Here is a 24,700-nt window from a genome sequence, read left to right on the forward strand (position 1 = left end):
TAAAAATATCAACCTAGAAGCCCTCAATTGAGGGCTATGCTTTTTAAATTATTGCTGAACTGCTACTAGTTAGACTCTTTAGCAATGTGACCAATAAACTTAGCTTTGATGACCAGTGGGACAGACTGGATATTCTCTACATTACCTTTCATAAGATAGCCCTCAGGCTCTGGGTGACATGTCAGATTAAGCTTAAGTTTGCCAACATTCCCGAAGAGTGAATGTGCTTCAATATTGTGTTTGATAAACTCAAACACAATCTGTGTATCATTTATTTCGCCAGTATATGAATATATAGTATCGCCGCCATTGGCTATGTTGTTGTTCACAACCAAAATTCCGGTGCCAAAATCAATATTAATACTTTTAAAAATAAGTAAATAAACACCGTTATTCATTAGTGTTCTCGATATAAATAAACTGTAAGTAATTGTTTGATATTGAACGTATTAAAAACTAAATAATGAGTTTTTAATAATTCATTTAGTGGCTGATGCCTGAGTTTCAGCATCATTTTTAAGTGCACATTTAGATTTTTTCTTGGCTTTTATTTTCTTGTATAAACAGCCAGCTAAAATACTTACACCTAATAGTTTTAAAATTTTCATTTCGAACCTGCTTTTTTAATTGGAGATTAAATAAATAGCACTCAATATTTATTTTTTCAGATTAATTTTGTAATAAAATATAATTGAATAAATTAAAATAAATAATTAATTTGATTTTTAGTTATAACAGGCTATTAAATATAAGAATATATTTTACTAAAAGGTTGATAATATTTCTTGATACATTTAAAGAGTATCTATATATAAATAAAAGGTCCAATGTGTATTTGTCACTAATACTAATGACAAATAAAGGAAGTAGATATGCAAAATTCTAATCAATCAGGTTCTAAGCAAAATCAGGACACAAATAAGCAACTTGATAGCAATCAAGATAAACAAAAGCAACAGCAACAAGATAGTGAAAATCAGAGTAAAAATGAGCCAAAAAAAGATCAGGCTCAAATAAACAAAGAGCAACAACAAGATAAAAAAAATAATTGAGTTGTTTTTTGCCTCTGATGCAGGGTTAAAGGGGGAATTGACCACACCTCCTTTAACTTTGAGTGATTTATAGTTGCTTTATCCAGTTAATAATTATTATGTTCAAAAGGTGAATGTCATGGATACAAAACTAGTTATTGAAGTAACAAATTTGAATTTTAAAGAAATATTATTGAATAATGAATTTCAACAGAATAATAATGATTATCAGCATCGTAATAAATATGATAAGTTTTGCTACCATTTAGTTTTAAATTCAAACTTGAGAAGAGCTTATTTTAAAAATTTTATTAAATAGATTGAAATATTTTTATAGTAAAAATTTTTTTTCTTGCATTGTTCTAAATATATTACGAAGTGTTTCGTTTGTGTGCATTATTTTCAATTGGGCTCGGCTTACTGTTTTAAAACTATAAAATGAAAACAAAGCATAAAAGGTAAGTTATGACTCTGTAAGTTAAAAATATTAATCGCAATTCTTCATCTGAAATAGTAAAGAGATGTGGTCAATTCTGAAAGAACAAAATCTCGATAATATTCTAGGCTTGTAGCACGTAAATGCTGAATTTATAGAGAGTTGTATAAAGTATTTCAAAGAAAGAAGTACCCACCAACAATAGAAACAATAGAAACAATAGAAACAATAGAAACAATAGAAGGCTTTATTGCTTCCATCCATCTACCATATCAGCCCAATCTTGCATCATTTTCCTACGATCAGCCAAATATTTTGCGTGATTGTATGATGCTCGGGTTTTATTATCGTCAGCATGTGCAAGTTGAGCTTCAATCCATTTGTCATCATAGCCATATTCATTCAGCAAAGTAGAAGCAGTAGCACGCAAGTCGTGAGCTGAAACATCTTCAATAGCTAAATGTTGAAACATTCTATTTAGGGTCATCTGGTTAAGCATCGAATCCGATTTATAAACCGAAGGGAACACATAAACTTTATTACCAGAGTTTAAATATTGGTTTTTTAGAATTGCGTAGACTTGATCTGACATCGGAAGAATATGTTCGCGGCTTTTTTTCATAGCAGCCTTAGGAAAAGTTACGATGCGATCGTCAAAATCTACCCAAGACCATTCCATACGACGTATTTCTATGGTTCTAAGCATCGTGTAAAGCAGCATAAGACCAGCATTTTTTACCGTTTCAGTGCCGCCGTAAGTTTCTAAGCGAGTTCTGACCTTGATGCGCTCATCTTTACTTAATGGCCTTGCATGGGTAACTTCAGGGCGGATAACCACATCACGAACAGCATATGTTGGATCATTCTCAGCACGGAGGGTGGCAATGGCATATCGCATAACAGCACCAATAAACTTCCTATTCTGTATTGCTGTAACCTCACCAGTGCCACGATTCTTTTGAGATCTAACTCGTTTAATAGTATTTTTCAAAATACCTAAAACATCAGCTGACGTTACGGCTTTAATGTCTTTAGATCCGATAGCCGGAAATACATCTTTTTCCATAGAAACTGAAAATTGGTTTTTGTAGTTTTCAGTCTTAGAGCTTAGGCGCTCTGCATAGTATTCTAAAGCAACATTTTTAAAAGTATTTGTTAGTTTGTTTTCTTCTTCAAGTTTGAGCTGCTTTCTCTCTAAAACTGGATGAATCCCTCGGGCAAGTTTTGCCCTCATTTCTTCACGCAAAATGCGAGCATCAGCTAAACCGATTGATGGATACTCACCAAGACTCATAGATGACTCTTTACCTTGATGCGTAAATTTAAAACGCCAAACTTTCGTACCTGATGGGCGAACTTCAATATACAGGCGATCTGAATCTAATATTCGGTAAACTTTCTCTTGCGGTTTAAGTGTTTTAATTTTTGCATCTGTAAGCTTATTGGAGGCCATACGGGTAACGAACGGGTAAATTTAAGGTTACCCGCAATATTACCCGTAAATGTACCGGATTAAGAAGAACTAAAAGGAACTAATACAAACCTATTTTGTAACAAATCAGACTGTTATGTAGGTCAAAGGAACTAATGGGGAGTAGTGTGAATCTCAGTACTTTTTTTCGATCATCAAAAGCATGAGCGTATTAACCTTTGAAATTTATGCACTTAAATGTGCTTTGAATAGTCCGAAATGATTCTAAATAGTTGTATATTGACCCAAATATCGTGTGGATATTTTAAATAGAAAAATAGTGAAATATTTAGAATGCAGCCAATCATAGCAAATATTATTCAATTTCTGCTGAACAATTTCGCCAAAGTTCATCGCAACTGAAATCATTTCAATAAATTTTCGACTTATAAATTTGGGATTTAATTTGAACAAGACATTAGGCTGAATTTAAGTGGGTAAAATATGTTCAATTGATATTTTAAAAAGATCTGCTTGATGTCGTTAAAAATAGCAATTCAGGCTCTAGATGGAAAAATATGAACCGTTTTGAAGCAAAATCACCAAAATGGAGCACAATTAATGTAAAGGTAAATTGATTAAAATTAAAACAAAATGGTTAAATTAACGTCAAAAAATGGATACTTTACGGGCTCAAAAAACCTAGATATCGATCATTAATTCAGTTATTACGCCAGTATTTTTCCATTTATAACTAGCTAAGCCATTAGTTTCTATCGTATTTAAATTCGACCTTAAAGCTTTGATAAAATCTCAATGATTTTATCGTTGAAAGCGATTAATCATTTTGGTGCAAAACCAAGTTGCACTATTTTGATACACCTGCGAGAAGTTTTTAAACAAAAGTGATGAAGAGTGGCTGAATATGGTGCATTTACTGTTACACACAGTATAATAGTCGAAAAGCTAGGAGCTAAAATCTTCTATTCTGATAAGGAATTCAATATTTTAGCTTGGCTTTTAAAAGTTGGTACGGTAATTGCTTAATAACTACCAACTACTAACACGCACTTCAGTGTGCACAAAAAAATCATCGGAGCAAAATGAGCATGGCGAACAAGGTCCTTCAACTCATCCAAGAAAGTGGCGCAAAATGGGTCGATTTTCGCTTTACTGATACTAAGGGTAAAGAACAACACGTAACTTACCCAGCAGATTCAATCGACGAAGATACGTTTGAAGATGGCAAAATGTTTGATGGTTCTTCAATTGCTGGTTGGAAAGGCATTGAAGCATCTGACATGATCTTACGTCCAGATGCAGAAACTTGTTTTATCGACCCGTTCTTTGCAGAAGCTACAGTTGTTGTGACTTGTGATGTTATCGAACCTTCAACTGGTCAAGGTTATGAACGTGACCCACGCTCTATTGCTCGCCGTGCGGAAGAATACCTAAAATCAACTGGTATCGGTGATACTGCTTATTTTGGTCCAGAACCAGAATTCTTCGTATTTGACGAAGTAAAATGGGACATCGATATGTCTGGCGCGCGCCACACATTAATCGCTGAAGAAGCTGCTTGGTCTACTGGTAAAGATTACGAAGCGGGTAACTCTGGTCACCGTCCACGTGTGAAAGGTGGTTACTTCCCAGTTCCTCCTGTTGATTCTTCACAAGATATGCGTGCAGATATGTGTGCAAAAATCGAAGACATCATGGGCCCAGGTCGTGTAGAAGTACATCACCACGAAGTTGCATCTTGCCAGCTTGAAATCGGTGTAAGCTTCAACACCATGGTTCGTAAAGCGGACGAAGTTCAACAGTTCAAATATGCTGTTTGGAACGTTGCTCACCAATATGCTAAAACTGCTACTTTTATGCCTAAACCAATGGTTGGCGATAACGGTTCTGGTATGCACGTTCACATGTCAATCTCTAAAGACGGCAAGAATTTGTTTGCTGGTGATGAATACGCTGGTCTTTCAGAAATGGCGTTGTACTTCATTGGCGGTGTGATCAAACACGCTCGTTCATTGAACGCAATCACAAACCCATCAACTAACTCGTACAAACGTTTAGTTCCACATTTCGAAGCACCGATTATGCTTGCTTACTCAGCACGTAACCGTTCAGCTTCTATCCGTATTCCTTACGTTTCTAGCCCTAAAGGCAAACGTATCGAAGCACGTTTCCCAGATCCAATGATGAACCCGTACTTAGGTTTCGCTGCACTTCTTATGGCTGGTCTTGACGGTATTCAAAACAAGATCCACCCAGGTGAAGCTGCTGACAAGAACTTGTACGACCTTCCTCCTGAAGAAGAAGCTAAAATCCCTACAGTGGCTCATAGCTTAGATATGGCGCTTGAAGCTCTTGCAGCTGACCATGATTACCTTCTTAAAGGTGGCGTGTTCACTAAAGAAATGCTTGATGCCTACATCGAACTTAAAACTGAAGAAGTTCGTCGTCTTAACACGACTACTCACCCAGTTGAATTCGACATGTACTACAGCTTGTAATTCTGTACAGAATTGCACTGTAAAAAGACCCGCCTTGTGCGGGTTTTTTATGAGATGGGTTAAGATAAAGCAAAGAGTTGAATGAATATCTAAACATGGCAAAACCACGTAAAAAACATACCGGTTTTTTCCCTTGGATTGATCCAGCGGATCAGGCAAAGGGATTTAAACTTAACTTCTCAGAAGTGACTTATTTGGAAGTGGGGCGGACCGTTGAAGGCTATAAACAGGTTCAATTTGTCGAGTTGAAAAACCCAGAGCTGGCATTGGAGTTTGAATACCCTGAAAGTTTTTATATTACGACCGAAGGGTTGGTTTTAATAAAAACGCCGCAAGGCAAGTTTGAAGCCATTGCCAAGACAGATAACTTTTAATTCAACACTAAAAAATTGAACTGAAAAAATGACCTGCAATATTGCAGGTCATTTTTTATTGAGCTTTAAGTGATTTGCTAATCGTCATTGCAAACCATGCTGTTTTAAATTGTCGATTTCATAAGGCGCATCTTCGGCAGGGTAGCGTAAGTTTTCTAATCCTTTGGTTTTGGCAATGGACCAAATCACACTCTCTCCCGCAGGGATGTTTTGGCTGCGCTGTGCATATAGTGGGTTTTGTAGGGCGTCTGCTGCTGAAATAAATGTCCAGCCATGCTGCTGAAAGGCGGTAATGAGATCTTTTAAAAATGCGGCATTAATAGCATTTACATGTAAAAGTAAAACATGCTGTGGTGAACGATTTATGGTGAGCTGGGCAAGTTGGTCATAATAATCTGCTCGGTGAAGCAGGTGAGCAATATATGCTTGTTTTAGTCGGTCTAATTTGTCCTGATCTTGCTGTTTGGCATAGTCGAGATATTTTTGGTTATAAAACCAGTCACTGGCATCGATACTCACACCGCCAATGCGGTATTGATGCTGCTCTAACCACTGATAGACAGCATCACGTTTTTCAGCGCTATTACCTTCTTTTAAAAATGGATAACGATAGATACGTGTGTAATTCGGCAGCGTTTTTAACACTGTATCCGCATGTTCAATGCTGTGCAGATAATCTTTTAATGTGACATTTTCTTTATTCAGATTTTGGTGCAGTGCACTATGATTGCCAATCAGATGGCCAGATTGTCCCCACGCTTGAATCAGTTGTTTACCTTGATAATCGCCAATTTTAATCAGGCTAGGGAAGACAATAGTTTTGATTTGTTGATCATGCAGATGTTTTAAAATTTGGGCATTGATTTGTTCCGCTTGTGCGTTAAACACTGGATTTAATCCATCATCAAAACTGAGCGCAATAGATTTTGCTTGAGCCGTGATATTGGCACAAAGTAAAACGAAAAAAATAAAAACATGTAGCGGGTAAAATGGAAACATTATGCTTGTGTAATTTAGTGGTTATCCACGACATCATACTGTGTAAGTGAGGTTTGTGTTGATTGCAAATGTAATGAAGTACTTAAGCAGTTTTGGTTTTGTTCATTTTACTGAAAACAAGCTATGGGTCATGAAAAACGATGTTGAGTTAGTTACACTAGGGATTCGCTATACTCAGCAAATGGTTAAAGGGAAATGAAATATGCAGCGTCAAGCATGCGAAATGCGGGATAAAAGAATGTCTCCTGAATTAAGAACATGGTTGTATGCTTCGGGTTCATTAACCCAACAATTAACAGATTTTGCCCAAGGTGTATTTAAAGTTGAGCCGAGTATTGAGCAATTTCAACGTATGACGCTTCAAGATGCACGGTGGCTACAAATGCCAATACAGCACACAGCTTGGGTACGTGAAAGTTATTTATATGGCTGTGAAGCTGAGCCGTGGGTCAAGGCAAAAAGTATATTTCCAATCCTTAGCATACAAGGACGTGCGCGGATTTTTCAGCATATTGGTAAAAAACCGATCGGACATTTTTTATTTCAGCGTACCAATCCGAAGTGTGAGCGGCGTGTACTGTGGCTAGACGATGGTTGGACACGTCAGAGCTGTTATACTTGGCATGGTTGTAAATTTATAGTTCAGGAAACTTTTTTAGCGAGTTTTGAGCAATATTTGCAGAAATAACATTACCAGATGAAGGACAGTCATGGCCGTGGTGCAACAGATTACTTGGCAGCAGCGTTTAGAAGCTTATTACTATTTATGTCGCTTCGATAAGCCAATTGGCACGGAACTGGTTTTTTGGCCAACCATGTGGGCACTGTGGATTGCCAATCAAGGAACACCGCAATTCAGTATTTTGATTCCCATGATTTTGGGCACGATATTTATGCGTGCAGCAGGTTGTGCGATTAATGACTTTGCTGACCGTAAAGTCGATGGTGCTGTGGAAAGAACCAAGCATCGTCCTTTAGCCACTGGGGTGATTAGTGCTAAAGAAGCCATATATGTGTTCTTGATCTTGGTGCTTGCTAGCGCATGTATGTTGTTCTTTTTACCGATAGAAACTTTTTATTGGTCCTTTGGTGCATTGTTTTTAGCGTTCATTTATCCCTTTATGAAACGCTACACGCATCTGCCACAAGTATTTTTAGGCGCGGCATTTTCATGGTCGATTCCTATGGCCTATACCGCTGTGGGGCAAACACCTGATTTGACTTGCTGGTTATTGTACTTTGGTAATTTGGCGTGGACGGTTGCGTATGATACACAATATGCTATTACTGACCGTGAATATGATTTGAAAATTGGCGTGAAATCGACTGCGATTTTATTTGGTAAATACGATATTGAAATCATTTCTTTATTACAGGCGCTAAGCATTGTATTGATTGGTTCTGCGTTGTATTTAGAAGATCTCTTGATGCCATTTGGTTTAGTTGCAATGTTGGCTGTGGCTGCCGATTTTATTTACCAATGGACTAAAACTAAAGACCGTGATCCGCAGTTATGTTTTTGGGCGTTTCGCCATAACCGTTGGGTAGGGTTTATGATTTTTATTGGAATTTTTATGGCATTGGCTCTTTAATGTCATTGATCTGAAACTGTTTAAATTGAACTAAAGCATCCTATTCGGGTGCTTTTTTTTATGCATTAATAAAAAGGCATGTAGTTTCATGTTTAAAGAATAATGATGAAAAAGGATATTTTATGAAACGTTCAAAAATAGCATTAGCTTTGACAGTTGCAGTTTCTATGCTGTCTTTAACCGCGTGTAATGACGATGATAATGACTCATCATCTTCGAATCAAAAATCAACATTTGTGTCTGAAGCAAATTATGCTTTCAATACAGTAGACAATACATCGTCCATTAAAGTCATGACCTATAACATGACAAATGTACAGGGGAAAGCAGCGACTGCAACAGCCTTGGTATTATTTCCAAAAGCTACACAACCTAAAGATGGGTATCGCGTTGTGGTGTGGGAGCATGGGACAGTCGGAGCAGGAGATGAGTGTGCGCCAAGTAGAAATGTAATTCATCCACGTTTTAAAATTCTAGCCAACACGCTTATGGCGGCAGGTTATGTAATTGTGGCGCCAGACTATGAAGGCTTAGGAACCAAAGGAGTTCATCCATACCTTAATTTATCAAGTGCGGCAAATTCGGCGCTTACTGCAGTTAAAGCGGCAAAAGAACATTATGGTAAGCAACTCAATGGTCAGTGGATGTCGATTGGTCAATCGCAAGGTGGTCATGCATCCTTAGGCACGGCGGAATTTGCGAATACCGATACTAACTATAAAGGTGCAGTAGCAGCCGCACCTGCGTCGAGTTTAGGCACGATTATTAAGATCTATTTAGATCCAAAACTAAATGTTGATGCAAACGGTCAACCTAAACCCCATGGATTGAATAGATTGGATGAACAGTTGGCACAAGTGCGTTATGCACTTAGTATGGGGCAGCTTTCTGAGGTTCAAGCACAAGCGTTAATTGATCAAATTGCAGATGGCTATGCTGAGCTTTTGGCATATGCTGCATTGACCAGTTCAGGTATTAAAGCCTATGAGCCAAATTATGATTTAAAAAATATTTTTACTGCTGATGCTGGTGTTATTGCAGAAAAAGCCTATGGACGTACAGGGGATGACGGTGCATGTTTAAGTTATGCCGATCCAAATGGCGCAAATGGTTTGCAAGAACAGTTTAAAGCAGCTGTGATTGAATTTTTAAAGGATCCAACGCATACAGTTTCACAGTATGGAATTGATCTGAATAAAATTGATACCGATCCTGTTGTTCAGAAATTTTTAAATGATAATCAGCCAGCGACAAATGCAACTGCTGCCAAAGTAATTAAAGCGCCTGTGTATATTATTCAAGGTGCAAATGATCAGGCAGTTATTCCTGTGGTTACGCAAGCGCTATTTGCAAATATGAAAACACAAGCGAAGAAGTATTTCCCAGATGCAAATTATGCTGAAGGTTATCAATTAGACGTTGTGCCAAATGCAAGTCATACACAGGCAATTATCTGTAGAAATGCGCAAGCGGTCGAATTTATTCAAGCTAAAATGTCTGCAGGTACAGGTATTGTCTTAACCAATGAGCAAAAAGATGCAAGCCAAAGTCCACATTGTAAGGGAGTAGCTGCTTCAAGCTAAGTTTTTTCAATAATAAAAAAAGGAGCATGTCTCCTTTTTTTTTGCATATTGGATTACTAATCATTCAATCCTTAAAAATGAGGGGCACAGTTAGTTCGAGCAAAGAATGTTATGAATACTTGAGCGAATTTTGTTTTTTGCTATATTGGGCGTCGAATTATTTATGTATATGAAAGAATAGTTATGTCTGAAGTTAAGCCAAAACCCAATACCAAAAAGATGATCACTCTGATGGCACTTGGGCTATTGATTCCTATATTTTTGGTCAGCATGGCTTTTCTTGCAGTCAATAGTGATGCCAAAAACCAAGAAAAATATAAGCAACAACAAGCTGAAATGATTGAGCGTATTAAAGCAAAAGAAGCTCAAGATGCGGCTTTGGCTGCTGAGGCTGACCAAGCAGTATCAGAAGTGCTGGCTGCTCAAGAGTCAAATGCTCAATAAAATTCTGCTTACGTTATGGATGTGAATGCAATGCGCATTCACTCAATGTTCGATTGTACTTTAGGTATTTAACAACTATTTATTTACATCATGCCTGAGTGTGTGAACTGTTGGAATACTGGTATAGCGGATTACACGGTAGCCAGCTTCTTCAAGCATTGCATCACGTTCAGCATCTTCTTGCTCTTTGCCTATATGACTGGGGTCATCCAGTTCGATAATCACAAGCACCTCATAAGTTTGGTCAAGTATGACAAAATCAGTGACTTTTCGATTAAATCTATTTCTGATTTTATAATTTTGATTGGTGATCAGTGCACTAAAAGCCACTTGGGCTAAAATGTGGTAGTTCGGAAATGCTTCATTTAAACGATGAAACATCTTACTTTCAAAGGCAGTGATTACACGACGTGGGAAAAACTTTTGTTTGCTTCTAAACAGTCTGGGAAAGACTAAGCAGACAAGGGCAAAAGTTGCCAAGCAACCAATAATAAAAAATATGAACTGACTGAGATCTGGCACGGAATAAACTACATATATGAAAAAAGCCCACGTCATGATGCGTGGGCTTTTTAGAATTTGGCTCTCCAACCTGGGCTCGAACCAGGGACCTGCGGATTAACAGTCCGTCGCTCTACCGACTGAGCTATTGGAGAATCTGCACGCATTCTATGGGGCAAATGCAGTGAGGTCAAGTCAGAATTGCAAAAAATAAGGAAATTTAGGCTGAATGTATTAAATATAAACACCTTTAATATAAAGCGTTTTTAAAACTTAAGCTCTGACTATTCTTTAATGTGGTCGGAGAGCTAAGTGAATAGCTTAGGTCATAGAGCAAGTTATACTTATCTTAAAACAAAAGTCAGAGCATAAAAAAGCCCACGACATAATGCGTGGGCTTTTAGAATTTGGCTCTCCAACCTGGGCTCGAACCAGGGACCTGCGGATTAACAGTCCGTCGCTCTACCGACTGAGCTATTGGAGAATCTGAAGTGGATTCTAAAGATGTATGGGAGGGTGGTCAAGCCTGATTTAAATAAAATACAGAAAAATCAAATTAAGTGTTTTAAAAATAGCCGAATCAGACAAGTTAGTACTTATACGGATACTTTTAGGAAAGCATAAACAAAAAAGTAGGTATGCTTTGTTAAATAGTAGGCAATAAAAAACCCACTTCGCAATGAGTGGGCTTTTTAGAATCTGGCTCTTCCACCTGGGCTCGAACCAGGGACCTGCGGATTAACAGTCCGTCGCTCTACCGACTGAGCTATGGAAGAATAGATGGCTCTCCAACCTGGGCTCGAACCAGGGACCTGCGGATTAACAGTCCGTCGCTCTACCGACTGAGCTATTGGAGAATCTGATGCGCATTTTAGGGATGAATTTTAAAGTGGTCAAGCAGATTTGATGAAATGACTATTTGAATGTTTTTTTATTGTTCAAGTCTAGAAATTTTTTCTTAAATAGCGGTTATTTTTGAAGTTTTTTATATCATCTAGGTTGCTGATTTGCTTTATCGTCAAATTTTGTAGATTTAAATTTTTAAGCGTAGTTATGCGTTTCTCTTGATCTAAAGGAATTATAATTTGGAATAATAAATATATTTCTAAAATTTGATGGTTTGCGAAGGTATCTAAATGAAATTTAGAAAAAGACATAACAGGTTTAATGGTGTTTTGGAGTAGATTAAAAAGATTTTGATTGTGTTTGAATACAATCCTTAATAAATATTCATTACCGACAGGTAATAGTTTGTAGTGACTTTTTGTGTTGTTAATGGATATGCTTTCTATTTGATCATAGTTAAACTGAATTTTCATTATATAAAGTTGAATTATACAATGACTTTCGAAAAATCTAATTTGTGGCAGTCCATTTTTGATGATAAGTAAAATTAAGACGAATTCCATAATTGATAATCCAGTCAGTATTAGTGCTGAATTAAAGCTATATTTAATAGATTCTTGAACATAAGAGTAACTCACATACTGGATTATAGTGATAAAGATAAACATCACTAATATTTTGGTATATTTTGCTTTTATGATTAGTAATGGCTCTTGATTCATTCTTTTGTGTAATATTGTTTGTTGTGGCCGTATGATATTTAAAGCATAAAAAATCACCCTAAAAGGGTGATTTTTTTGACTTTTGAATAAGTTTTAAAACTTATTTTTCAACGCCAGCAGCTTGACCTGCATATTTAGCGTTTGCATAGTCCCAGTTCACTAGGCTTTCTAAGAAAGTAGAGATGTATTTAGGACGAGCGTTACGGAAGTCGATGTAGTAAGCATGTTCCCAAACGTCGATAGTCAACACTGCAACTTTACCGTGAGCAAGTGGAGTGTCAGCATTTGAAGTTTTAAGGATAGAAAGGTTGCCGTTTACTTCGTCAGCAACTAACCAAGCCCAACCTGAACCGAACTGAGTTGCAGCAGCATTTGCAAATTCTTCAGCGAATTTTTCGTAAGAACCGAAAGCTTCGTCGATTTTAGCTGCTAAAGCGCCAGTAGCTTTACCGCCACCGTTTTTAGCCATACAGTTCCAGTAGAATGTGTGGTTCCATACTTGAGCTGCATTGTTGAAGATACCAGCTTTAGAAGCATCGCCTTTAACAGCAGTGATGATTTCTTCTAAAGTTTTGCCAGCAAGGTCAGTACCTTCAATTGCTTTGTTTAGATTAACCACATAAGTATTGTGGTGTTTGTCGTGATGGTATTCTAAAGTTTCTTTGCTGATGTGCGGAGCAAGATCTTCGTAACCGTAAGGTAACGCTGGTAAAGTAATCGTTGTCATGTTTTCAATTCCTTGCATTTTGCTGGGTTTTGACATTAAGTACCGTTATTGTAATAGATTCTTGCAGTAAAATGCGCATTGCTTATAAATAACAATACAGAATAAAGCCTGAAAATATACGTATAAGGACTGAGCCAAAGACCAAGACGATTTAAATTAAATCGGGTTGTTTAATTCGAAATAACTATACTCAATATTGAACTGTTCTGAAATAGCTTTTGCGAGTCGTTGTACACCATATCTTTCAGTTGCATGATGTCCACATGCATAATAATGCACATTTAATTCTTCAGCTTCGTAAAAAGTACGTTCACTCACTTCACCTGAAATGTACGCATCACAATCTAATGCAGCGGCTTTGCCAATAAAGTCTTGTGCGCCACCCGTACACAAACCAATTTTTTGAATCGATGGTTTATCTGCCGGCAGGTGAATGACATCAAATCCTAATTTTTCAGAAACGAAGTCTTTAAACGCCGCTGGAGTCATTGCTTGTTTTAAATAACCAACATTACCAATAGGATTGCGCTCAGTAGGATCTAAGGCTTCAATATTCTCTAATTCGAGCAAATCTGCTATCGCTGCATTATTACCTAAAGTAGGGTGACTATCTAAAGGTAAGTGATAGCCAACTAATGAAATATCTTTTTTGATCAGGGTTTTGATGCGTTTGCCACGCATACCTGTGATTGGGTAAGCTTCACCTTTCCAAAAATAACCATGGTGTACCAATAGCAAATCAGCTTTCGCTGCTATCGCGGCTTCAATCGCTGTTTGTGATGCGGTAACTGTACATAAAATTTTATGCACTTCTGCTGAGCCTTCAATTTGCAAGCCGTTGGGAGCATAGTCCTTAAATTCATGTGCTTTGAGTGTGCTGTCACACCACTGAATAATTTCACTTAACTGAGCCATATACTGTCCAAAATCTCAAAGAGATGCATCAAAATTTACGATTGTTTAAATTGTAACTAAAGAATCACAAATCTCTGTATTTATTTTTAAGTTTGTTGAAAATATTACATTACAATACGATATAAATTATTTAGCCATCAATGAATTATAAAATTTAGAGGATATAGACGTGCGTCGGACCTTTACATGGTTACCTTGGGTATTATTAATACTTGTGATCATCGGTTTCTTTACATGGCAACAGGTTCAAAAACCTAAAGCACCCATTGCCCCAGATGGGGTTAAAATGCCTGCAGAAAAGGTTGAGCCCCTCATTGATACGTCGCGTACAGGCGGTGTAGTTTCGTATAGTGCTGCGGTAAAAGTTGCTGCTCCAGCGGTTGTCAATATTTTCACTACGCAAAAAGTGAAACAATTGGATCATCCTTTATTAAATGATCCTGTTTACCGTGAGTTTTTTGGTAATCAACTTCCAGATCAAACCAATCAAAACGAAAATAGTTTAGGTTCAGGTGTGATTGTTCGTCCAGATGGCTATATTTTGACGAATAACCACGTGATCGCACAGGCCGATCAGATCGTTGTGGCTTTACATGATGGTCGTCGTGCTGAAGCGAAAGTTGTGGGTACAGACCCAGATACAGACTTAGCAGTGATTAAGATTGAAATGAGTCAATTACCAGTTTTGCCATTTAAGCTAAGTGGCAATGAAGTCGGTGATGTCGTCCTAGCGATTGGTAACCCTTTTGGCGTGGGTCAGACGGTTACGCAAGGGATTATCTCAGCTACAGGTCGTTCAGATTTGGGAATCAACACTTACGAAGACTTTATTCAAACAGATGCTGCGATCAACCCCGGCAACTCTGGTGGTGCTTTAATTGATGTTGCAGGGAACTTAATTGGTGTAAATACCGCGATCTTCTCGCAGTCAGGTGGCTCTTTGGGGATTGGTTTTGCCATTCCTGCAAAAGTGTGCCAACAAGTGCTGAACGCTATTTTAAAAGATGGGCGAGTGGTACGTGGTTGGTTAGGTATTAGTTTACTTCCAATTAAACAAGAAAATATTTTAGATCCACGGGTGAATGGTGTGATTGTGGCAGATGTTATTCGTAATGGACCTGCAGCACAAGCAGGTTTAAAACGTGGTGATAAAATCATGAAAGTGAATAATGAGCTAATTACCTCGACCTCACATTTAATCAATTACGTTGCACAGCAAGCGCCATTGAGCACTATGCAAATTGATATTGAGCGAGATGGTAAGGCGATGACATTGCCGGTACAAGTAGGAGAGCGTAAACCGCAAACTCAAAACAGTGACTCGCAATATATTCCATTACCACGTTAGTATAGAAAATCCCTCTTCATGAGGGATTTTTTTGAATTCTTTTTTGCATAACGCTTTGACGTGCATCGTTTGGGCCAAACAATGTGCTTTAAAATTGAAATATTAATTACAAAAAAGCATTGCACACTTTGCTGAATTTGGCTTAATTTATAAGCAATAATAATCAGATAAGCGTATAAGAATATGAGCTTTTTACCCGCAGAACATGCCAAAGTTTTATCCAGTCAAGCCAATTTAGATATCGCCTTATATAAGGCACGTTTGGCTTTGCTGATTGAAGAAAATGCCAAACAGGGGAATACCGCCGTATTTACGGTTTTACCCAAGCACTTAGCTTTAGAAGAGATTCGAAGTCTATCTGCTGAGCTTACAGAATTGGGATATCAAGTTCGATTTGAAGTGAATGAATTCTTCTATAATTTTAATGTCTACTGGATTTGATTCGGGATTCACTGCATTTAAGGTCCTAAGTTAAAAACAAGATGAAACCCTTTAGAAAACCACGATAATCGTAGTTTTCTAAAGCCGTTTTATAACGCAGTAACTTATTTAGATTTTTGATTGTCATTAATGACTTCAAGTGCCGCACGAAAGGCTTCTTGAGTCGCCGGTGCGCCACAATATGGCAAACTATGAAGTAACACTTCCTGAATTTCTTCTACAGTCGCCCCATTATTTAAAGCACCTCGGACATGACCTTTGAGTTCTGTTGGACTTTTTTGTGCAGTTAAAAATGCAATGGTAATCAGTGAGCGATATTTACGGGGTAAAACGCCTTCACGCTGCCAAGTTGAACCCCATGCATGCTCATTAATCCAATCTTGCAAAGGTTGAGTAAATGGCACGGTATTGTCTTGAGCACGTTTGACGAAACTTTCACCCATAACTTCAGTACGAACTTTTAAGCCATTTTCATAATCTTGTTGTGACATGCAGCAAACCCTCTGTGATGTAATTTTGCAGTACAGCCTATACCTTTGACTCTGCGATACCATTGGCTGATGGTCGTATAAAAAAGCCATCCCATTGTTTAACAGTGGAATGGCTTTTATTTTTGAGAAAAATAAAGCTTAAAAGCGATGCAGAAGTTGATTAATAACGCAGGAAGGCTTCTGGTTCATCATCGGTGTGTTGTTGCTTTTTTACTTCTGGTGTAACGGTTAAATGTGGATTGGATAACTCAAGTTCGTGGATGAGCTGCATGTCAAATACATCTGTGAGCATACTGTCATAACGTTGAATGTTGTAAGTGCTGAGCTGTTCAGCTTCAGAGGCTGTAATGAATTTTTGTGCAATTGCATCGGCTATATGTGCTTCAAAAGTTAAACCTTTAAATTGGCCTTTAGATTCAGCTTTTTTAAATTGGTTCCACAGCGGTTCAATTTTCAACAATTGTAAAAAGGCATTTTCCATACGACCAGAAACTTCATCTGCTGCAGTGCTGTAATACACGTGCTTTTTCAGTTCTTGGCGGAAAGTATTGTCTAGCATCATTTGAGTGGCAACTTCACGTTTTAAACGGTCTGTCGGTTTAGCAACAACTCGTCCCAACGGAAAGCAGATGATTTTTACTACGCTTGCTGCCAGCCGCATTGGGAAGTTGTCAAATAAGCCCTGGAAAGCTTCTTCAACATTGTACAAAGCTTTATCTAATGCAAGTTGCGCATGTAATTGTTCAGCTTCACTTCTTTGACCTTGTTCATAATATTTAAGAATAGCCGTTGCTATAAATAAATAAGAGTGAATGTCCGCCAAACGTCCCGAAAGCATTTCTTTGCGTTTAATATCGCCGGCTAAAAGGCCGAGACACATATCAGCAGTCAGCGCGAAATCAGCACTGAATCGATTAATTTTTTTATAGTAGGGGCGGCTAAATTCATCTGCTGAAGCAGGTGAGTCTGATGGGCCACCAGTGAAGGCATAAGCAAAAGCACGTGCAGTTCGGTTAAAGGTATACCCTAAGTGCTTAAAGAGCATTTCATTGAATGCATTGAGTGCAGTGTTTTTATCTTCGGCTTGAAGTAATTGTAGCTCTTCAAATAAATATGGATGGCACCGCATTGAGCCTTGTCCAAAAATCATCAGAGAGCGACTTAGAATATTGGCACCTTCGACAGTAATTGACACAGGAATGGCCTGATAATTCAAAGCTAAAAAATTACGAGGTCCCATTTGCACAGCACGTCCACCGACGATGTCCATGCCATGATTCACCACTTTCCGCATGGTTTCAGTGGCATAGTATTTGGCCATTGCAGTCATTACAGCAGGTTTGCCGCCTTGGTTTAAACCACAAGTCACCAAATAGCGGAATGCTTCAAGCATATATGCATCTGATGCGATATCACTCGATGCTTCTTGTACACCTTCAAAATTACCTACAGAAATTTTAAATTGCTGACGAACTTTGGCAAATGCACCAACATTTAAATATGCCATTTCTCCGGCTGCTGTTGACAATGCAGGGAGTGAAATACCACGACCGACCGCTAAACATTCCATCAGCATACGCCAGCCTTTGCCGGCATTTTCAATCCCTCCAATGATCCAGTCTAAGGGAATAAAGACATCTTTACCTTCAACTGTCCCATTCATAAATGGTGAGCCTGGATTATGACGAGGGCCTGTAACGACACCGTCATGACTCGCCGGTAGCAGCGCGCAGGTGATACCATATTCCGTTTTATTTTTATCTCCCAATAAGCCATCTGGATCGTATAACTTAAATGCAAGACCAATGACGGTGGCAATTGGTGCAAGAGTAATCCAGCGTTTGGAGAAGTTCATGTTTAAGCCGAGCACCTGTTGTCCCTCAAAAGTGCCATAACAGACGACACCTGTATCTGGAATAGCGCCTGCATCTGAGCCTGCTTCAGGGCTGGTGAGTCCAAAACATGGAATTTCTTCACCTTTTGCAAGGCCAGGGAGGTATCGGTCTTTTTGTGCTTCGGTACCATAGTGTAGAAGTAATTCCCCCGGTCCAAGAGAGTTGGGCACCATACAACTGACTGCGGCAGTGAGTGAGCGAGATGCAATCTTGCTCATGACACGGCTTTGTGCAAATGAGCTAAATTCACGGCCCCCGTAAGATTTTGGAATCACCAATCCTAAGAAACCATTATCCTTAATGAATTGCCAAGCTTCTGGTGGGAGGTCTTTATGTTTATGGTGAATATCCCACTCGTTGAGCATGGCACAAAGTTGCTCGACTTCATTATCAATGAAGGATTGTTCTTCAGCACTAAGCTGTGGATAGGGATAAGCCTCAAATTTTTTCCAATCAGGCGCACCCATAAATAGCTCTTTTTCCCACCAACTTGTTCCTGCATCCAACGCTTCACGTTCCGTAGTACTCATACTCGGCATCGCATTTGCTAAGGTTTTATAGGCAGGTTTGGTGAGCAGATTGAGCCGCAGTGGGTCAATCAACATAACTAAACTTAAAGCAATAAGCGGGATGCCAAGTATTAATGACCATGGGGTTAAAAAGGCGAGTGCAATTGAAACAAATATCAGTGTTATTGCGCCTACAGCTCGTGAAAGTTCAAAGAAAAAAACGGCCCAAAGAGCAAAAATAAAGAGTACTGCACTGAGTATAAATAGCATTTGTTATGGCTCCAGTGACAAGGGCCAGAGCGTTATGCGTTTAAAACAGCCTACATGCGTTTAAAAATGATCTCATCTTTTGTCTTTCTGATTTTAAAGTGCATGAGACTGTCAAAATGGCATCACTCGGCTGGTGAGTGTGATTGGACAATTGCGCGAATATAATGAAAGCGCTAATAATGTGTTATCAATAGATTGATTAATAAATAATCACAATACAATCCCTATCGGGCAAAAAAATGTCACATTACGTAAACTTGGATGATTCGATATATTGGATAACGTTTAAGGAACGGACAATTTTCGAAAGATCTTATATTGGGAAACGAATTAGGCTGAGTGTGTGAAAGCCACAAAAAAAGCCCTCAATCAATGAGGGCTTTAATTTGCGATGTTTTAAATCTTTGCGTGATTAAGCTTCAATCGTTTGAACTGCAATTTTCTTTGCAGGATCAGTTTTACGACGTACCGCAGGTACTGGCTCACCATAGTATTGACGGTCAGCAAAGTAGCTTGAACGGACCATTGGTGCAGCCCAAATGTTTTTGAAACCAAGCTTTTGACCATGTGCAGTGTAACGATCAAACTCTTCAGGTGTAACGAAACGATCGATCGGGGCATGTTCTTTAGAGGGCTGTAAGTACTGACCAATGGTGACATAGTCAACATCGTGTGCTTTTAAGTCGTCTAATAGCGCAATCACTTCTTCTTCAGTTTCACCAATACCGACCATCAAACCACATTTGGTAGGAACATCTGGGCAGTATTCTTTAAACATTTTTAATAAGTTTAAAGAGTGTTGGTAGTCAGAACCCGGACGCATTGCTTTATACAAACGTGGCACGGTTTCAATGTTGTGGTTAAAGACATCAGGTGGACACTCCGTCATAATACGAAGGGCAACATCCATACGACCACGGAAGTCAGGAACTAGAATTTCCAAAAGTGTTTTTGGACTCAAGTCACGAGCTTCTTTAATACAGTCAACAAAGTGCTGTGCGCCGCCATCAACTAGGTCATCACGGTCGACCGACGTAATTACGGCATATTTCAAACCAAGATTGGCAATGGTTTCTGCCATATGGCGTGGTTCATCTGGGTCAAGAGCATTGGGACGACCATGCGCAACGTCGCAGAATGGGCAACGACGAGTACAGATATCGCCCATAATCATAAAGGTTGCAGTACCGCCACCGAAACATTCAGGTAAGTTCGGGCAAGCCGCTTCTTCACACACGGTATGTAATTTTTGTGCGCGCAAAGTTGTTTTAATACGTTGAACTTCATCAGGGGCAGCCATTTTGACCCGAATCCAGTCAGGCTTACGAGGCGTTTCAACCGTTGGCACAACCTTCACAGGTATGCGAGCGACTTTTTCTGCGCCACGAAGTTTTACACCCTGTACAGGTTTACGGTTCTCAGACATATTCAACTTTTCCACTGTTTTTGACGAGGAGATATTCAAAAAATTAGCTCGATCATTATAGCGGACTTGAGCTTAAATAGGGGGAAAACGATATTCATATAATAAATGTGGTTATCACATAATATATGTGAGCTAAATATCCAAAAAAGTTAGGATATACGTCATAATACAGCCTAGATTAAAGAATATTTGTAAAGGAGCGTTGAATGCCACGTAAGAAAGAGGTCGTTAGTGGAACTTTCGTGAAATACGATGCGGTAGTTCTGGGTTCTGGCCCTGCGGGTGAAGGCGCTGCAATGAAACTTGCTAAATCAGGTAAGCGAGTTGCAATTGTAGATATGCGTGAACAGCTTGGTGGTAACTGTACCCATGTAGGAACAATTCCAAGTAAAGCATTGCGTCAGACCGTTTCAAGCATTTTACGTTACCAACGTGACCCTATGTTCCAAAAAGTCGGTGAATGGAAACAGTTCACGATGAAACAGGTGTTACGTAATGCGCATAAAGTGATTCAACAACAAGTTGAAACGCATTCACGTTTTTATGACCGTAATAAAATTGATATTTTCCACGGCCGTGCGTATATCCAAGATCAAAACACTGTTTTGATTTTTAGTAATGAAGGTATGACGGAAACTTTAGTATTCCAGCAATTAGTGATTGCAACAGGTTCACGTCCTTACCGTCCAGCTGCTTTAGACTTTAATCATCCTCGCGTATTTGATTCAGATAAAATTTTGGATCTGGATTATTCAATCCAAAAAATCATCATTTATGGTGCAGGTGTGATTGGTTGTGAATATGCCTCTATCTTTATTGGTCTAGACCACAAAGTCGATTTGATCAATACACAGCACAAATTACTCAGCTATTTAGACGATGAAATCTCAGATGCATTGTCATATCGTTTACGTGAGCAGGGTGTACTGATTCGCCACAACGAACAGATTGATCATCTTGAAACACATGATGACCACGTGGTGCTTCACTTGCAAAGTGGTAAGAAAATTAAAGCGGATGCGATTTTGTGGTGTAACGGCCGTTCTGGTAACACAGATGGTTTAGGTCTAGAAAATGTAGGCATCAAACCAAACAGCCGTGGTCAACTAACCGTGAATGATCAATATCAGACTGAAGTAGAGAATATCTTTGCAGCGGGTGATGTAATCGGTTGGCCATCACTTGCATCTGCTGCATATGACCAAGGTCGCTGTGCTGGTTCTAACATGAGCGGTGAAGAAGGAATTGCACCTGTAACGGATATTCCTACAGGTATTTATACAATTCCTGAAATTTCTTCGATTGGTAAAACTGAACAACAGTTAACGGAAGAAAAAATTCCGTATGAAGTGGGTCAGGCATCTTTCCGTCATTTGGCACGTGCGCAAATTACAGGTGACACCGTGGGCGAGCTTAAAATCTTGTTCCATCGTGATACTTTAGAAATTTTAGGTGTTCATTGCTTCGGTAATAATGCTGCGGAAATTATTCACATTGGTCAGGCCGTGATGAATAGCCCGAACAATACGATTAAATATTTCGTAGAAACCACATTTAACTATCCGACTATGGCGGAAGCGTACCGTGTTGCAACATTGAATGGTATGAACCGCTTATTCTAAGGTTAAATTTAACTTAGATTGTGCAATGTAAGACCCGTAAGTTTCGGCTTGCGGGTTTTTTATTGTTAGAATAAAGTGCATGAAAAATATACAAGCAATAAACTTATAATCATCAACATTTCCAACTCATTTTAGGTAACTCATGACGATCCGTTCAGTGACTATTCAAGGTTTTCGATCTATTCATCATATGAGTCTGACCTTGTCACGTCTGAATATTGTCAGTGGTCCGAATGGTTGTGGTAAATCCAATCTATATAAAGCTGTACGTCTCCTGCATGAAGCTGCAAATGGCCAATTATCCCAAGCTATTGCAAATGAGGGCGGGATTCAAAAAATCATGTGGGCAGGTGGTCACCGTGCGGGTGATCGATCGAAAGACCCTAAGCGCATGAAGCTTGCAGTGGAGATGGAGCATTATGAATATCAACTTGAAATTGGTTTTCCTGAACCGCTCATCACCTTGTTTGCACTCGATCCTTTGGTCAAAGTTGAAGGGATTTGGTTAAGCGGCTATCAACGTCGAAAAATGAGCGAGTTGTTAGAGAGAACCAACCAAGCGGCATTTCTTAAAAATGTTGATGAAGAACGGATTGCTTATCCGATGTCTTTAACACCTGAAGAGTCGGTGTTTGGACAATTGTCCGACCCACATTTATATCCCGAAGTTTCACAAGTGCGTGAGACCATGAAAAACTGGCGCTTTTATCATGAGTTTTCAGTCAGTGGAAATTCACCGATCCGTGTCCCACAGGTGGGCATTCGTTCGCCAGTTTTAGCGCATGATGGTACAAATTTAGCTGCGGCTTTTGAAACTTTACGTGAGCGTGGCAACAGTGAAACCTTGTTTGAAGTACTAGAAAAAGCCTTTCCGCAGACCCAATTTTATGTGCAGGAAATGGGTGGGCGCTTTCAAATGATGATGCAAAAGCAAGGGATCTTAAGACCTTTGGAAAGTGCTGAATTTTCAGATGGGACTTTACGGTTTTTGTGTTTAGCTGTGGCTTTATTGAGTCCAAGACCCCCAAATTTTATGGCACTGAATGAGCCAGAAAATAGCTTACATCCCGATTTATTATCTGCCTTGGCGATGCTGATTGCCGAAGCAAGTCGCTATACGCAGCTTTGGTTGACCACACATTCCAATGAACTGGTTGAAATGATCAAACAGTATAGTGATGTGCAGCATTATCAACTAGATCAAGTCGAGGGGAAAACTGTGGTCAAGGGCGCAAGCTTAATCGATGAGGATTAATTTACTCCTTGAGTTCTAGTTTTTTTTGCTTAAGTTTAAAAAGGCAGAAAAGTTAAAAAAGCGTAATAGCCGATAAAACTGCTTATTAAGCTGAACCAAACTGGCAGTTTGCTGCGAAGTAAAGCAATAACGACGGCAACAAATATAAAGTCTGTCCATTGAATGATGTATTTTTGGCTCATTTGAAATAGTAGACACAGTAATAAACCAACGACAGCCGCATTGATTATTTTTAAGGTGCCAAAAAGTATCGGGTATTTCATCAATTTATTCCAATAGGGCAATAAGCCAAACAATAATAAAAATGATGGTAAAAATATCGCTAACGTCGCGAGTGCGGCATTCAAGATTGGCACATCAGTCATGGGTAAAAGTGTGCCGAGATAGGCGGCGAAACTAAACAAAGGTCCCGGCACGAGTTGTGCAAGGGCATAGCCTAAGTCAAAATTTTCATTACTGATCAGTCCTGTAGAGACAAAGTCCTGATGTAAAAATGGCAAAATAATATGTCCACCACCAAAGATGAAGGATGCTGTGCGGTAAAAGCTTTCTAAGCTGAAAGCCAATACATTGCTATGTTGTATATCGAAGAATGGCAGAACGAAAAAAGGGCTGATAAAGGCGAGAAGCCATAGCCAAGAGGTGCGAGTATTTTCATGTGCATTTTGGCTAAAACTGTCATGTTTGGGTGGAACTGTTTTGGTGATATTTGGCTTTTGGCTGCGTAATTGATTTGACGATAAAACTAAACCGATAATTGCAGCGCATAAAATCACCAAAACTTGATTTAGAGAAAATTGAAAGAAATAAATAAAAAATGCAGCTAAAAGCATGATTAGATACTGAAATTTTGTTTTACAGAAGCTTCGCATCATTTGCCAAAATGCCCATGCAACAACGGCTAGTACAATTAACTGAATAACATGAAAGAATAAAGTTGAGAGTTGATTACTGAGTTTTATACTTAAAGTGGCCGCGGCACACATCAGCAGGGCTGAAGGTAAAGTAAATCCTAACCATGCAAAACAAGCACCTTGATAGCGGTTGAGTTGAAATCCAATCGCCATGCCGAGCTGGCTACTTGTTGGGCCTGGAAGGACTTGAGCCAAGGCAAGCAAATGCACATATTCATGCTCTGTTATCCATTTTTCTTGTTTCACAAAATATTGAAAAAACAACACCAAATGTGCCGCAGGTCCACCGAATGCAATACACCCTAATCTTAAAAAGGTGAGAAAGATGACAAGGTTTCGTTGTGGTTTGGACTGGCTCATGCGTTACCAATATTTAAAATCAAAAGTAAGGTTATGAATTTCTAAAGGATAAAATTATTAAAGTTAAAA

Annotated in this window: 22 protein-coding genes and 4 tRNA genes; 11 read left to right on the forward strand and 15 right to left on the reverse strand. The window is 38.9% G+C overall.

All coding sequences use genetic code 11. The features are described 5' to 3' along the window. Nucleotides 1-65 precede the first annotated feature (65 nt). Nucleotides 66-398, reverse strand: a complete 333-nt coding sequence (locus FTU80_RS02455; RefSeq protein WP_180084121.1) for a GrlR family regulatory protein — start codon at nucleotides 396-398, stop codon at nucleotides 66-68. Nucleotides 399-479: 81 nt separating this feature from the next. Further along, nucleotides 480-608: a hypothetical protein gene (locus FTU80_RS16360; protein WP_257221406.1), complete on the reverse strand. Its 129-nt coding sequence runs from the start codon at nucleotides 606-608 to the stop codon at nucleotides 480-482. Nucleotides 609-872: 264 nt separating this feature from the next. On the opposite strand from FTU80_RS16360, the gene FTU80_RS02460 reads away from it, so the two are divergent. Beyond that, nucleotides 873-1,052: a hypothetical protein gene (locus FTU80_RS02460; RefSeq protein ID WP_180084123.1), complete on the forward strand. Its 180-nt coding sequence runs from the start codon at nucleotides 873-875 to the stop codon at nucleotides 1,050-1,052. 662 nt (nucleotides 1,053-1,714) lie between these two features. On the opposite strand, the gene FTU80_RS02465 is transcribed toward FTU80_RS02460, so the two are convergent. After that, the gene (locus FTU80_RS02465) at nucleotides 1,715-2,920 is read right to left on the reverse strand and encodes a tyrosine-type recombinase/integrase (RefSeq protein ID WP_180084125.1); all 1,206 of its coding nucleotides are present in this window, start codon (nucleotides 2,918-2,920) and stop codon (nucleotides 1,715-1,717) included. Nucleotides 2,921-3,981: 1,061 nt separating this feature from the next. On the opposite strand from FTU80_RS02465, the gene glnA reads away from it, so the two are divergent. Next, nucleotides 3,982-5,397, forward strand: coding sequence for a type I glutamate--ammonia ligase (gene glnA, locus FTU80_RS02470; protein ID WP_171263711.1), 1,416 nt, complete (start codon nucleotides 3,982-3,984; stop codon nucleotides 5,395-5,397). Between the two features lie 95 nt (nucleotides 5,398-5,492). Next, a complete protein-coding gene (locus tag FTU80_RS02475; RefSeq protein WP_180084127.1) occupies nucleotides 5,493-5,771 on the forward strand; it encodes a hypothetical protein in 279 nt (92 codons plus the stop codon). An 84-nt stretch (nucleotides 5,772-5,855) separates the two neighbouring features. Here FTU80_RS02475 and FTU80_RS02480 read toward each other — a convergent pair whose 3' ends face one another. Further along, the gene (locus tag FTU80_RS02480; RefSeq protein ID WP_180084129.1) at nucleotides 5,856-6,770 is read right to left on the reverse strand and encodes a polysaccharide deacetylase family protein; all 915 of its coding nucleotides are present in this window, start codon (nucleotides 6,768-6,770) and stop codon (nucleotides 5,856-5,858) included. Between the two features lie 202 nt (nucleotides 6,771-6,972). Here FTU80_RS02480 and FTU80_RS02485 point away from each other — a divergent pair, with 202 nt between their 5' ends. From FTU80_RS02485 to FTU80_RS02500, 4 genes are all read left to right on the forward strand, one after another. Next, nucleotides 6,973-7,458, forward strand: a complete 486-nt coding sequence (locus FTU80_RS02485) for a chorismate lyase (RefSeq protein WP_111884531.1) — start codon at nucleotides 6,973-6,975, stop codon at nucleotides 7,456-7,458. 22 nt (nucleotides 7,459-7,480) lie between these two features. Next, nucleotides 7,481-8,362 carry a 4-hydroxybenzoate octaprenyltransferase gene (ubiA, locus tag FTU80_RS02490; protein WP_180084131.1) on the forward strand — a complete coding sequence of 294 codons (882 nt, stop codon included), beginning with the start codon at nucleotides 7,481-7,483 and terminating at the stop codon, nucleotides 8,360-8,362. A gap of 122 nt (nucleotides 8,363-8,484) precedes the next feature. Then, nucleotides 8,485-9,945: a S9 family peptidase gene (locus FTU80_RS02495; protein WP_180084133.1), complete on the forward strand. Its 1,461-nt coding sequence runs from the start codon at nucleotides 8,485-8,487 to the stop codon at nucleotides 9,943-9,945. 183 nt (nucleotides 9,946-10,128) lie between these two features. Then, the gene (locus FTU80_RS02500) at nucleotides 10,129-10,389 is read left to right on the forward strand and encodes a hypothetical protein (RefSeq protein WP_180084135.1); all 261 of its coding nucleotides are present in this window, start codon (nucleotides 10,129-10,131) and stop codon (nucleotides 10,387-10,389) included. A 75-nt stretch (nucleotides 10,390-10,464) separates the two neighbouring features. Here the strand turns inward: FTU80_RS02500 and FTU80_RS02505 are convergent, their stop codons facing one another. The 7 genes from FTU80_RS02505 to FTU80_RS02535 all read right to left on the reverse strand — a co-directional run bounded on the left by FTU80_RS02505 (nucleotide 10,465) and on the right by FTU80_RS02535 (nucleotide 14,100). Continuing rightward, nucleotides 10,465-10,947 carry a DUF2726 domain-containing protein gene (locus FTU80_RS02505; protein ID WP_218948995.1) on the reverse strand — a complete coding sequence of 161 codons (483 nt, stop codon included), beginning with the start codon at nucleotides 10,945-10,947 and terminating at the stop codon, nucleotides 10,465-10,467. A gap of 22 nt (nucleotides 10,948-10,969) precedes the next feature. Then, nucleotides 10,970-11,045, reverse strand: a tRNA-Asn gene (locus FTU80_RS02510). A 253-nt stretch (nucleotides 11,046-11,298) separates the two neighbouring features. Continuing rightward, a tRNA-Asn gene (locus FTU80_RS02515) sits at nucleotides 11,299-11,374 on the reverse strand. Between the two features lie 216 nt (nucleotides 11,375-11,590). Beyond that, nucleotides 11,591-11,666, reverse strand: a tRNA-Asn gene (locus FTU80_RS02520). A gap of 5 nt (nucleotides 11,667-11,671) precedes the next feature. Then, a tRNA-Asn gene (locus tag FTU80_RS02525) sits at nucleotides 11,672-11,747 on the reverse strand. A gap of 811 nt (nucleotides 11,748-12,558) precedes the next feature. Further along, nucleotides 12,559-13,185, reverse strand: coding sequence for a superoxide dismutase (locus tag FTU80_RS02530; protein ID WP_078192384.1), 627 nt, complete (start codon nucleotides 13,183-13,185; stop codon nucleotides 12,559-12,561). A 156-nt stretch (nucleotides 13,186-13,341) separates the two neighbouring features. Beyond that, a complete protein-coding gene (locus FTU80_RS02535; RefSeq protein WP_180084138.1) occupies nucleotides 13,342-14,100 on the reverse strand; it encodes a Nif3-like dinuclear metal center hexameric protein in 759 nt (252 codons plus the stop codon). 169 nt (nucleotides 14,101-14,269) lie between these two features. Between FTU80_RS02535 and FTU80_RS02540 the strand changes: the two genes are divergently transcribed. Both FTU80_RS02540 and FTU80_RS02545 read left to right on the forward strand, forming a co-directional pair. Further along, the gene (locus FTU80_RS02540; protein WP_078191894.1) at nucleotides 14,270-15,448 is read left to right on the forward strand and encodes a S1C family serine protease; all 1,179 of its coding nucleotides are present in this window, start codon (nucleotides 14,270-14,272) and stop codon (nucleotides 15,446-15,448) included. Nucleotides 15,449-15,631: 183 nt separating this feature from the next. Then, nucleotides 15,632-15,889, forward strand: a complete 258-nt coding sequence (locus tag FTU80_RS02545; RefSeq protein ID WP_078190243.1) for a hypothetical protein — start codon at nucleotides 15,632-15,634, stop codon at nucleotides 15,887-15,889. 104 nt (nucleotides 15,890-15,993) lie between these two features. Here the strand turns inward: FTU80_RS02545 and FTU80_RS02550 are convergent, their stop codons facing one another. The 3 genes from FTU80_RS02550 to lipA all read right to left on the reverse strand — a co-directional run bounded on the left by FTU80_RS02550 (nucleotide 15,994) and on the right by lipA (nucleotide 20,480). Further along, nucleotides 15,994-16,380, reverse strand: coding sequence for a carboxymuconolactone decarboxylase family protein (locus tag FTU80_RS02550; protein ID WP_180084140.1), 387 nt, complete (start codon nucleotides 16,378-16,380; stop codon nucleotides 15,994-15,996). A 160-nt stretch (nucleotides 16,381-16,540) separates the two neighbouring features. After that, the gene (locus FTU80_RS02555) at nucleotides 16,541-19,054 is read right to left on the reverse strand and encodes an acyl-CoA dehydrogenase (protein WP_180084142.1); all 2,514 of its coding nucleotides are present in this window, start codon (nucleotides 19,052-19,054) and stop codon (nucleotides 16,541-16,543) included. Nucleotides 19,055-19,466: 412 nt separating this feature from the next. Beyond that, nucleotides 19,467-20,480, reverse strand: coding sequence for a lipoyl synthase (lipA, locus tag FTU80_RS02560; RefSeq protein ID WP_180004941.1), 1,014 nt, complete (start codon nucleotides 20,478-20,480; stop codon nucleotides 19,467-19,469). 206 nt (nucleotides 20,481-20,686) lie between these two features. Between lipA and sthA the strand changes: the two genes are divergently transcribed. Together sthA and FTU80_RS02570 are read left to right on the forward strand one after the other, a co-directional pair. Next, complete coding sequence (sthA, locus tag FTU80_RS02565; protein ID WP_078190237.1) at nucleotides 20,687-22,102, forward strand: Si-specific NAD(P)(+) transhydrogenase; 1,416 nt, start codon at nucleotides 20,687-20,689, stop codon at nucleotides 22,100-22,102. A 142-nt stretch (nucleotides 22,103-22,244) separates the two neighbouring features. Further along, nucleotides 22,245-23,357: an AAA family ATPase gene (locus FTU80_RS02570; protein WP_180084144.1), complete on the forward strand. Its 1,113-nt coding sequence runs from the start codon at nucleotides 22,245-22,247 to the stop codon at nucleotides 23,355-23,357. A 35-nt stretch (nucleotides 23,358-23,392) separates the two neighbouring features. Here FTU80_RS02570 and chrA read toward each other — a convergent pair whose 3' ends face one another. Beyond that, nucleotides 23,393-24,631, reverse strand: coding sequence for a chromate efflux transporter (gene chrA, locus FTU80_RS02575; RefSeq protein ID WP_180084145.1), 1,239 nt, complete (start codon nucleotides 24,629-24,631; stop codon nucleotides 23,393-23,395). Between the last annotated feature and the right edge of the window lie 69 nt (nucleotides 24,632-24,700).

This window comes from Acinetobacter sp. YH12145 (assembly GCF_013418335.1).
GTDB lineage: Bacteria > Pseudomonadota > Gammaproteobacteria > Pseudomonadales > Moraxellaceae > Acinetobacter > Acinetobacter amyesii.

Bases quoted from the DNA above. Each gene is read 5' to 3' on its own strand.
- FTU80_RS02455 (WP_180084121.1), bottom strand. From the start codon at position 398: ATGAATAACGGTGTTTATTTACTTATTTTTAAAAGTATTAATATTGAT.
- FTU80_RS16360 (WP_257221406.1), bottom strand. From the start codon at position 608: ATGAAAATTTTAAAACTATTAGGTGTAAGTATTTTAGCTGGCTGTTTA.
- FTU80_RS02460 (WP_180084123.1), top strand. From the start codon at position 873: ATGCAAAATTCTAATCAATCAGGTTCTAAGCAAAATCAGGACACAAAT.
- FTU80_RS02465 (WP_180084125.1), bottom strand. From the start codon at position 2,920: ATGGCCTCCAATAAGCTTACAGATGCAAAAATTAAAACACTTAAACCG.
- glnA (WP_171263711.1), top strand. From the start codon at position 3,982: ATGAGCATGGCGAACAAGGTCCTTCAACTCATCCAAGAAAGTGGCGCA.
- FTU80_RS02475 (WP_180084127.1), top strand. From the start codon at position 5,493: ATGGCAAAACCACGTAAAAAACATACCGGTTTTTTCCCTTGGATTGAT.
- FTU80_RS02480 (WP_180084129.1), bottom strand. From the start codon at position 6,770: ATGTTTCCATTTTACCCGCTACATGTTTTTATTTTTTTCGTTTTACTT.
- FTU80_RS02485 (WP_111884531.1), top strand. From the start codon at position 6,973: ATGCAGCGTCAAGCATGCGAAATGCGGGATAAAAGAATGTCTCCTGAA.
- ubiA (WP_180084131.1), top strand. From the start codon at position 7,481: ATGGCCGTGGTGCAACAGATTACTTGGCAGCAGCGTTTAGAAGCTTAT.
- FTU80_RS02495 (WP_180084133.1), top strand. From the start codon at position 8,485: ATGAAACGTTCAAAAATAGCATTAGCTTTGACAGTTGCAGTTTCTATG.
- FTU80_RS02500 (WP_180084135.1), top strand. From the start codon at position 10,129: ATGTCTGAAGTTAAGCCAAAACCCAATACCAAAAAGATGATCACTCTG.
- FTU80_RS02505 (WP_218948995.1), bottom strand. From the start codon at position 10,947: ATGACGTGGGCTTTTTTCATATATGTAGTTTATTCCGTGCCAGATCTC.
- FTU80_RS02530 (WP_078192384.1), bottom strand. From the start codon at position 13,185: ATGACAACGATTACTTTACCAGCGTTACCTTACGGTTACGAAGATCTT.
- FTU80_RS02535 (WP_180084138.1), bottom strand. From the start codon at position 14,100: ATGGCTCAGTTAAGTGAAATTATTCAGTGGTGTGACAGCACACTCAAA.
- FTU80_RS02545 (WP_078190243.1), top strand. From the start codon at position 15,632: ATGAGCTTTTTACCCGCAGAACATGCCAAAGTTTTATCCAGTCAAGCC.
- FTU80_RS02550 (WP_180084140.1), bottom strand. From the start codon at position 16,380: ATGTCACAACAAGATTATGAAAATGGCTTAAAAGTTCGTACTGAAGTT.
- FTU80_RS02555 (WP_180084142.1), bottom strand. From the start codon at position 19,054: ATGCTATTTATACTCAGTGCAGTACTCTTTATTTTTGCTCTTTGGGCC.
- lipA (WP_180004941.1), bottom strand. From the start codon at position 20,480: ATGTCTGAGAACCGTAAACCTGTACAGGGTGTAAAACTTCGTGGCGCA.
- sthA (WP_078190237.1), top strand. From the start codon at position 20,687: ATGCCACGTAAGAAAGAGGTCGTTAGTGGAACTTTCGTGAAATACGAT.
- FTU80_RS02570 (WP_180084144.1), top strand. From the start codon at position 22,245: ATGACGATCCGTTCAGTGACTATTCAAGGTTTTCGATCTATTCATCAT.
- chrA (WP_180084145.1), bottom strand. From the start codon at position 24,631: ATGAGCCAGTCCAAACCACAACGAAACCTTGTCATCTTTCTCACCTTT.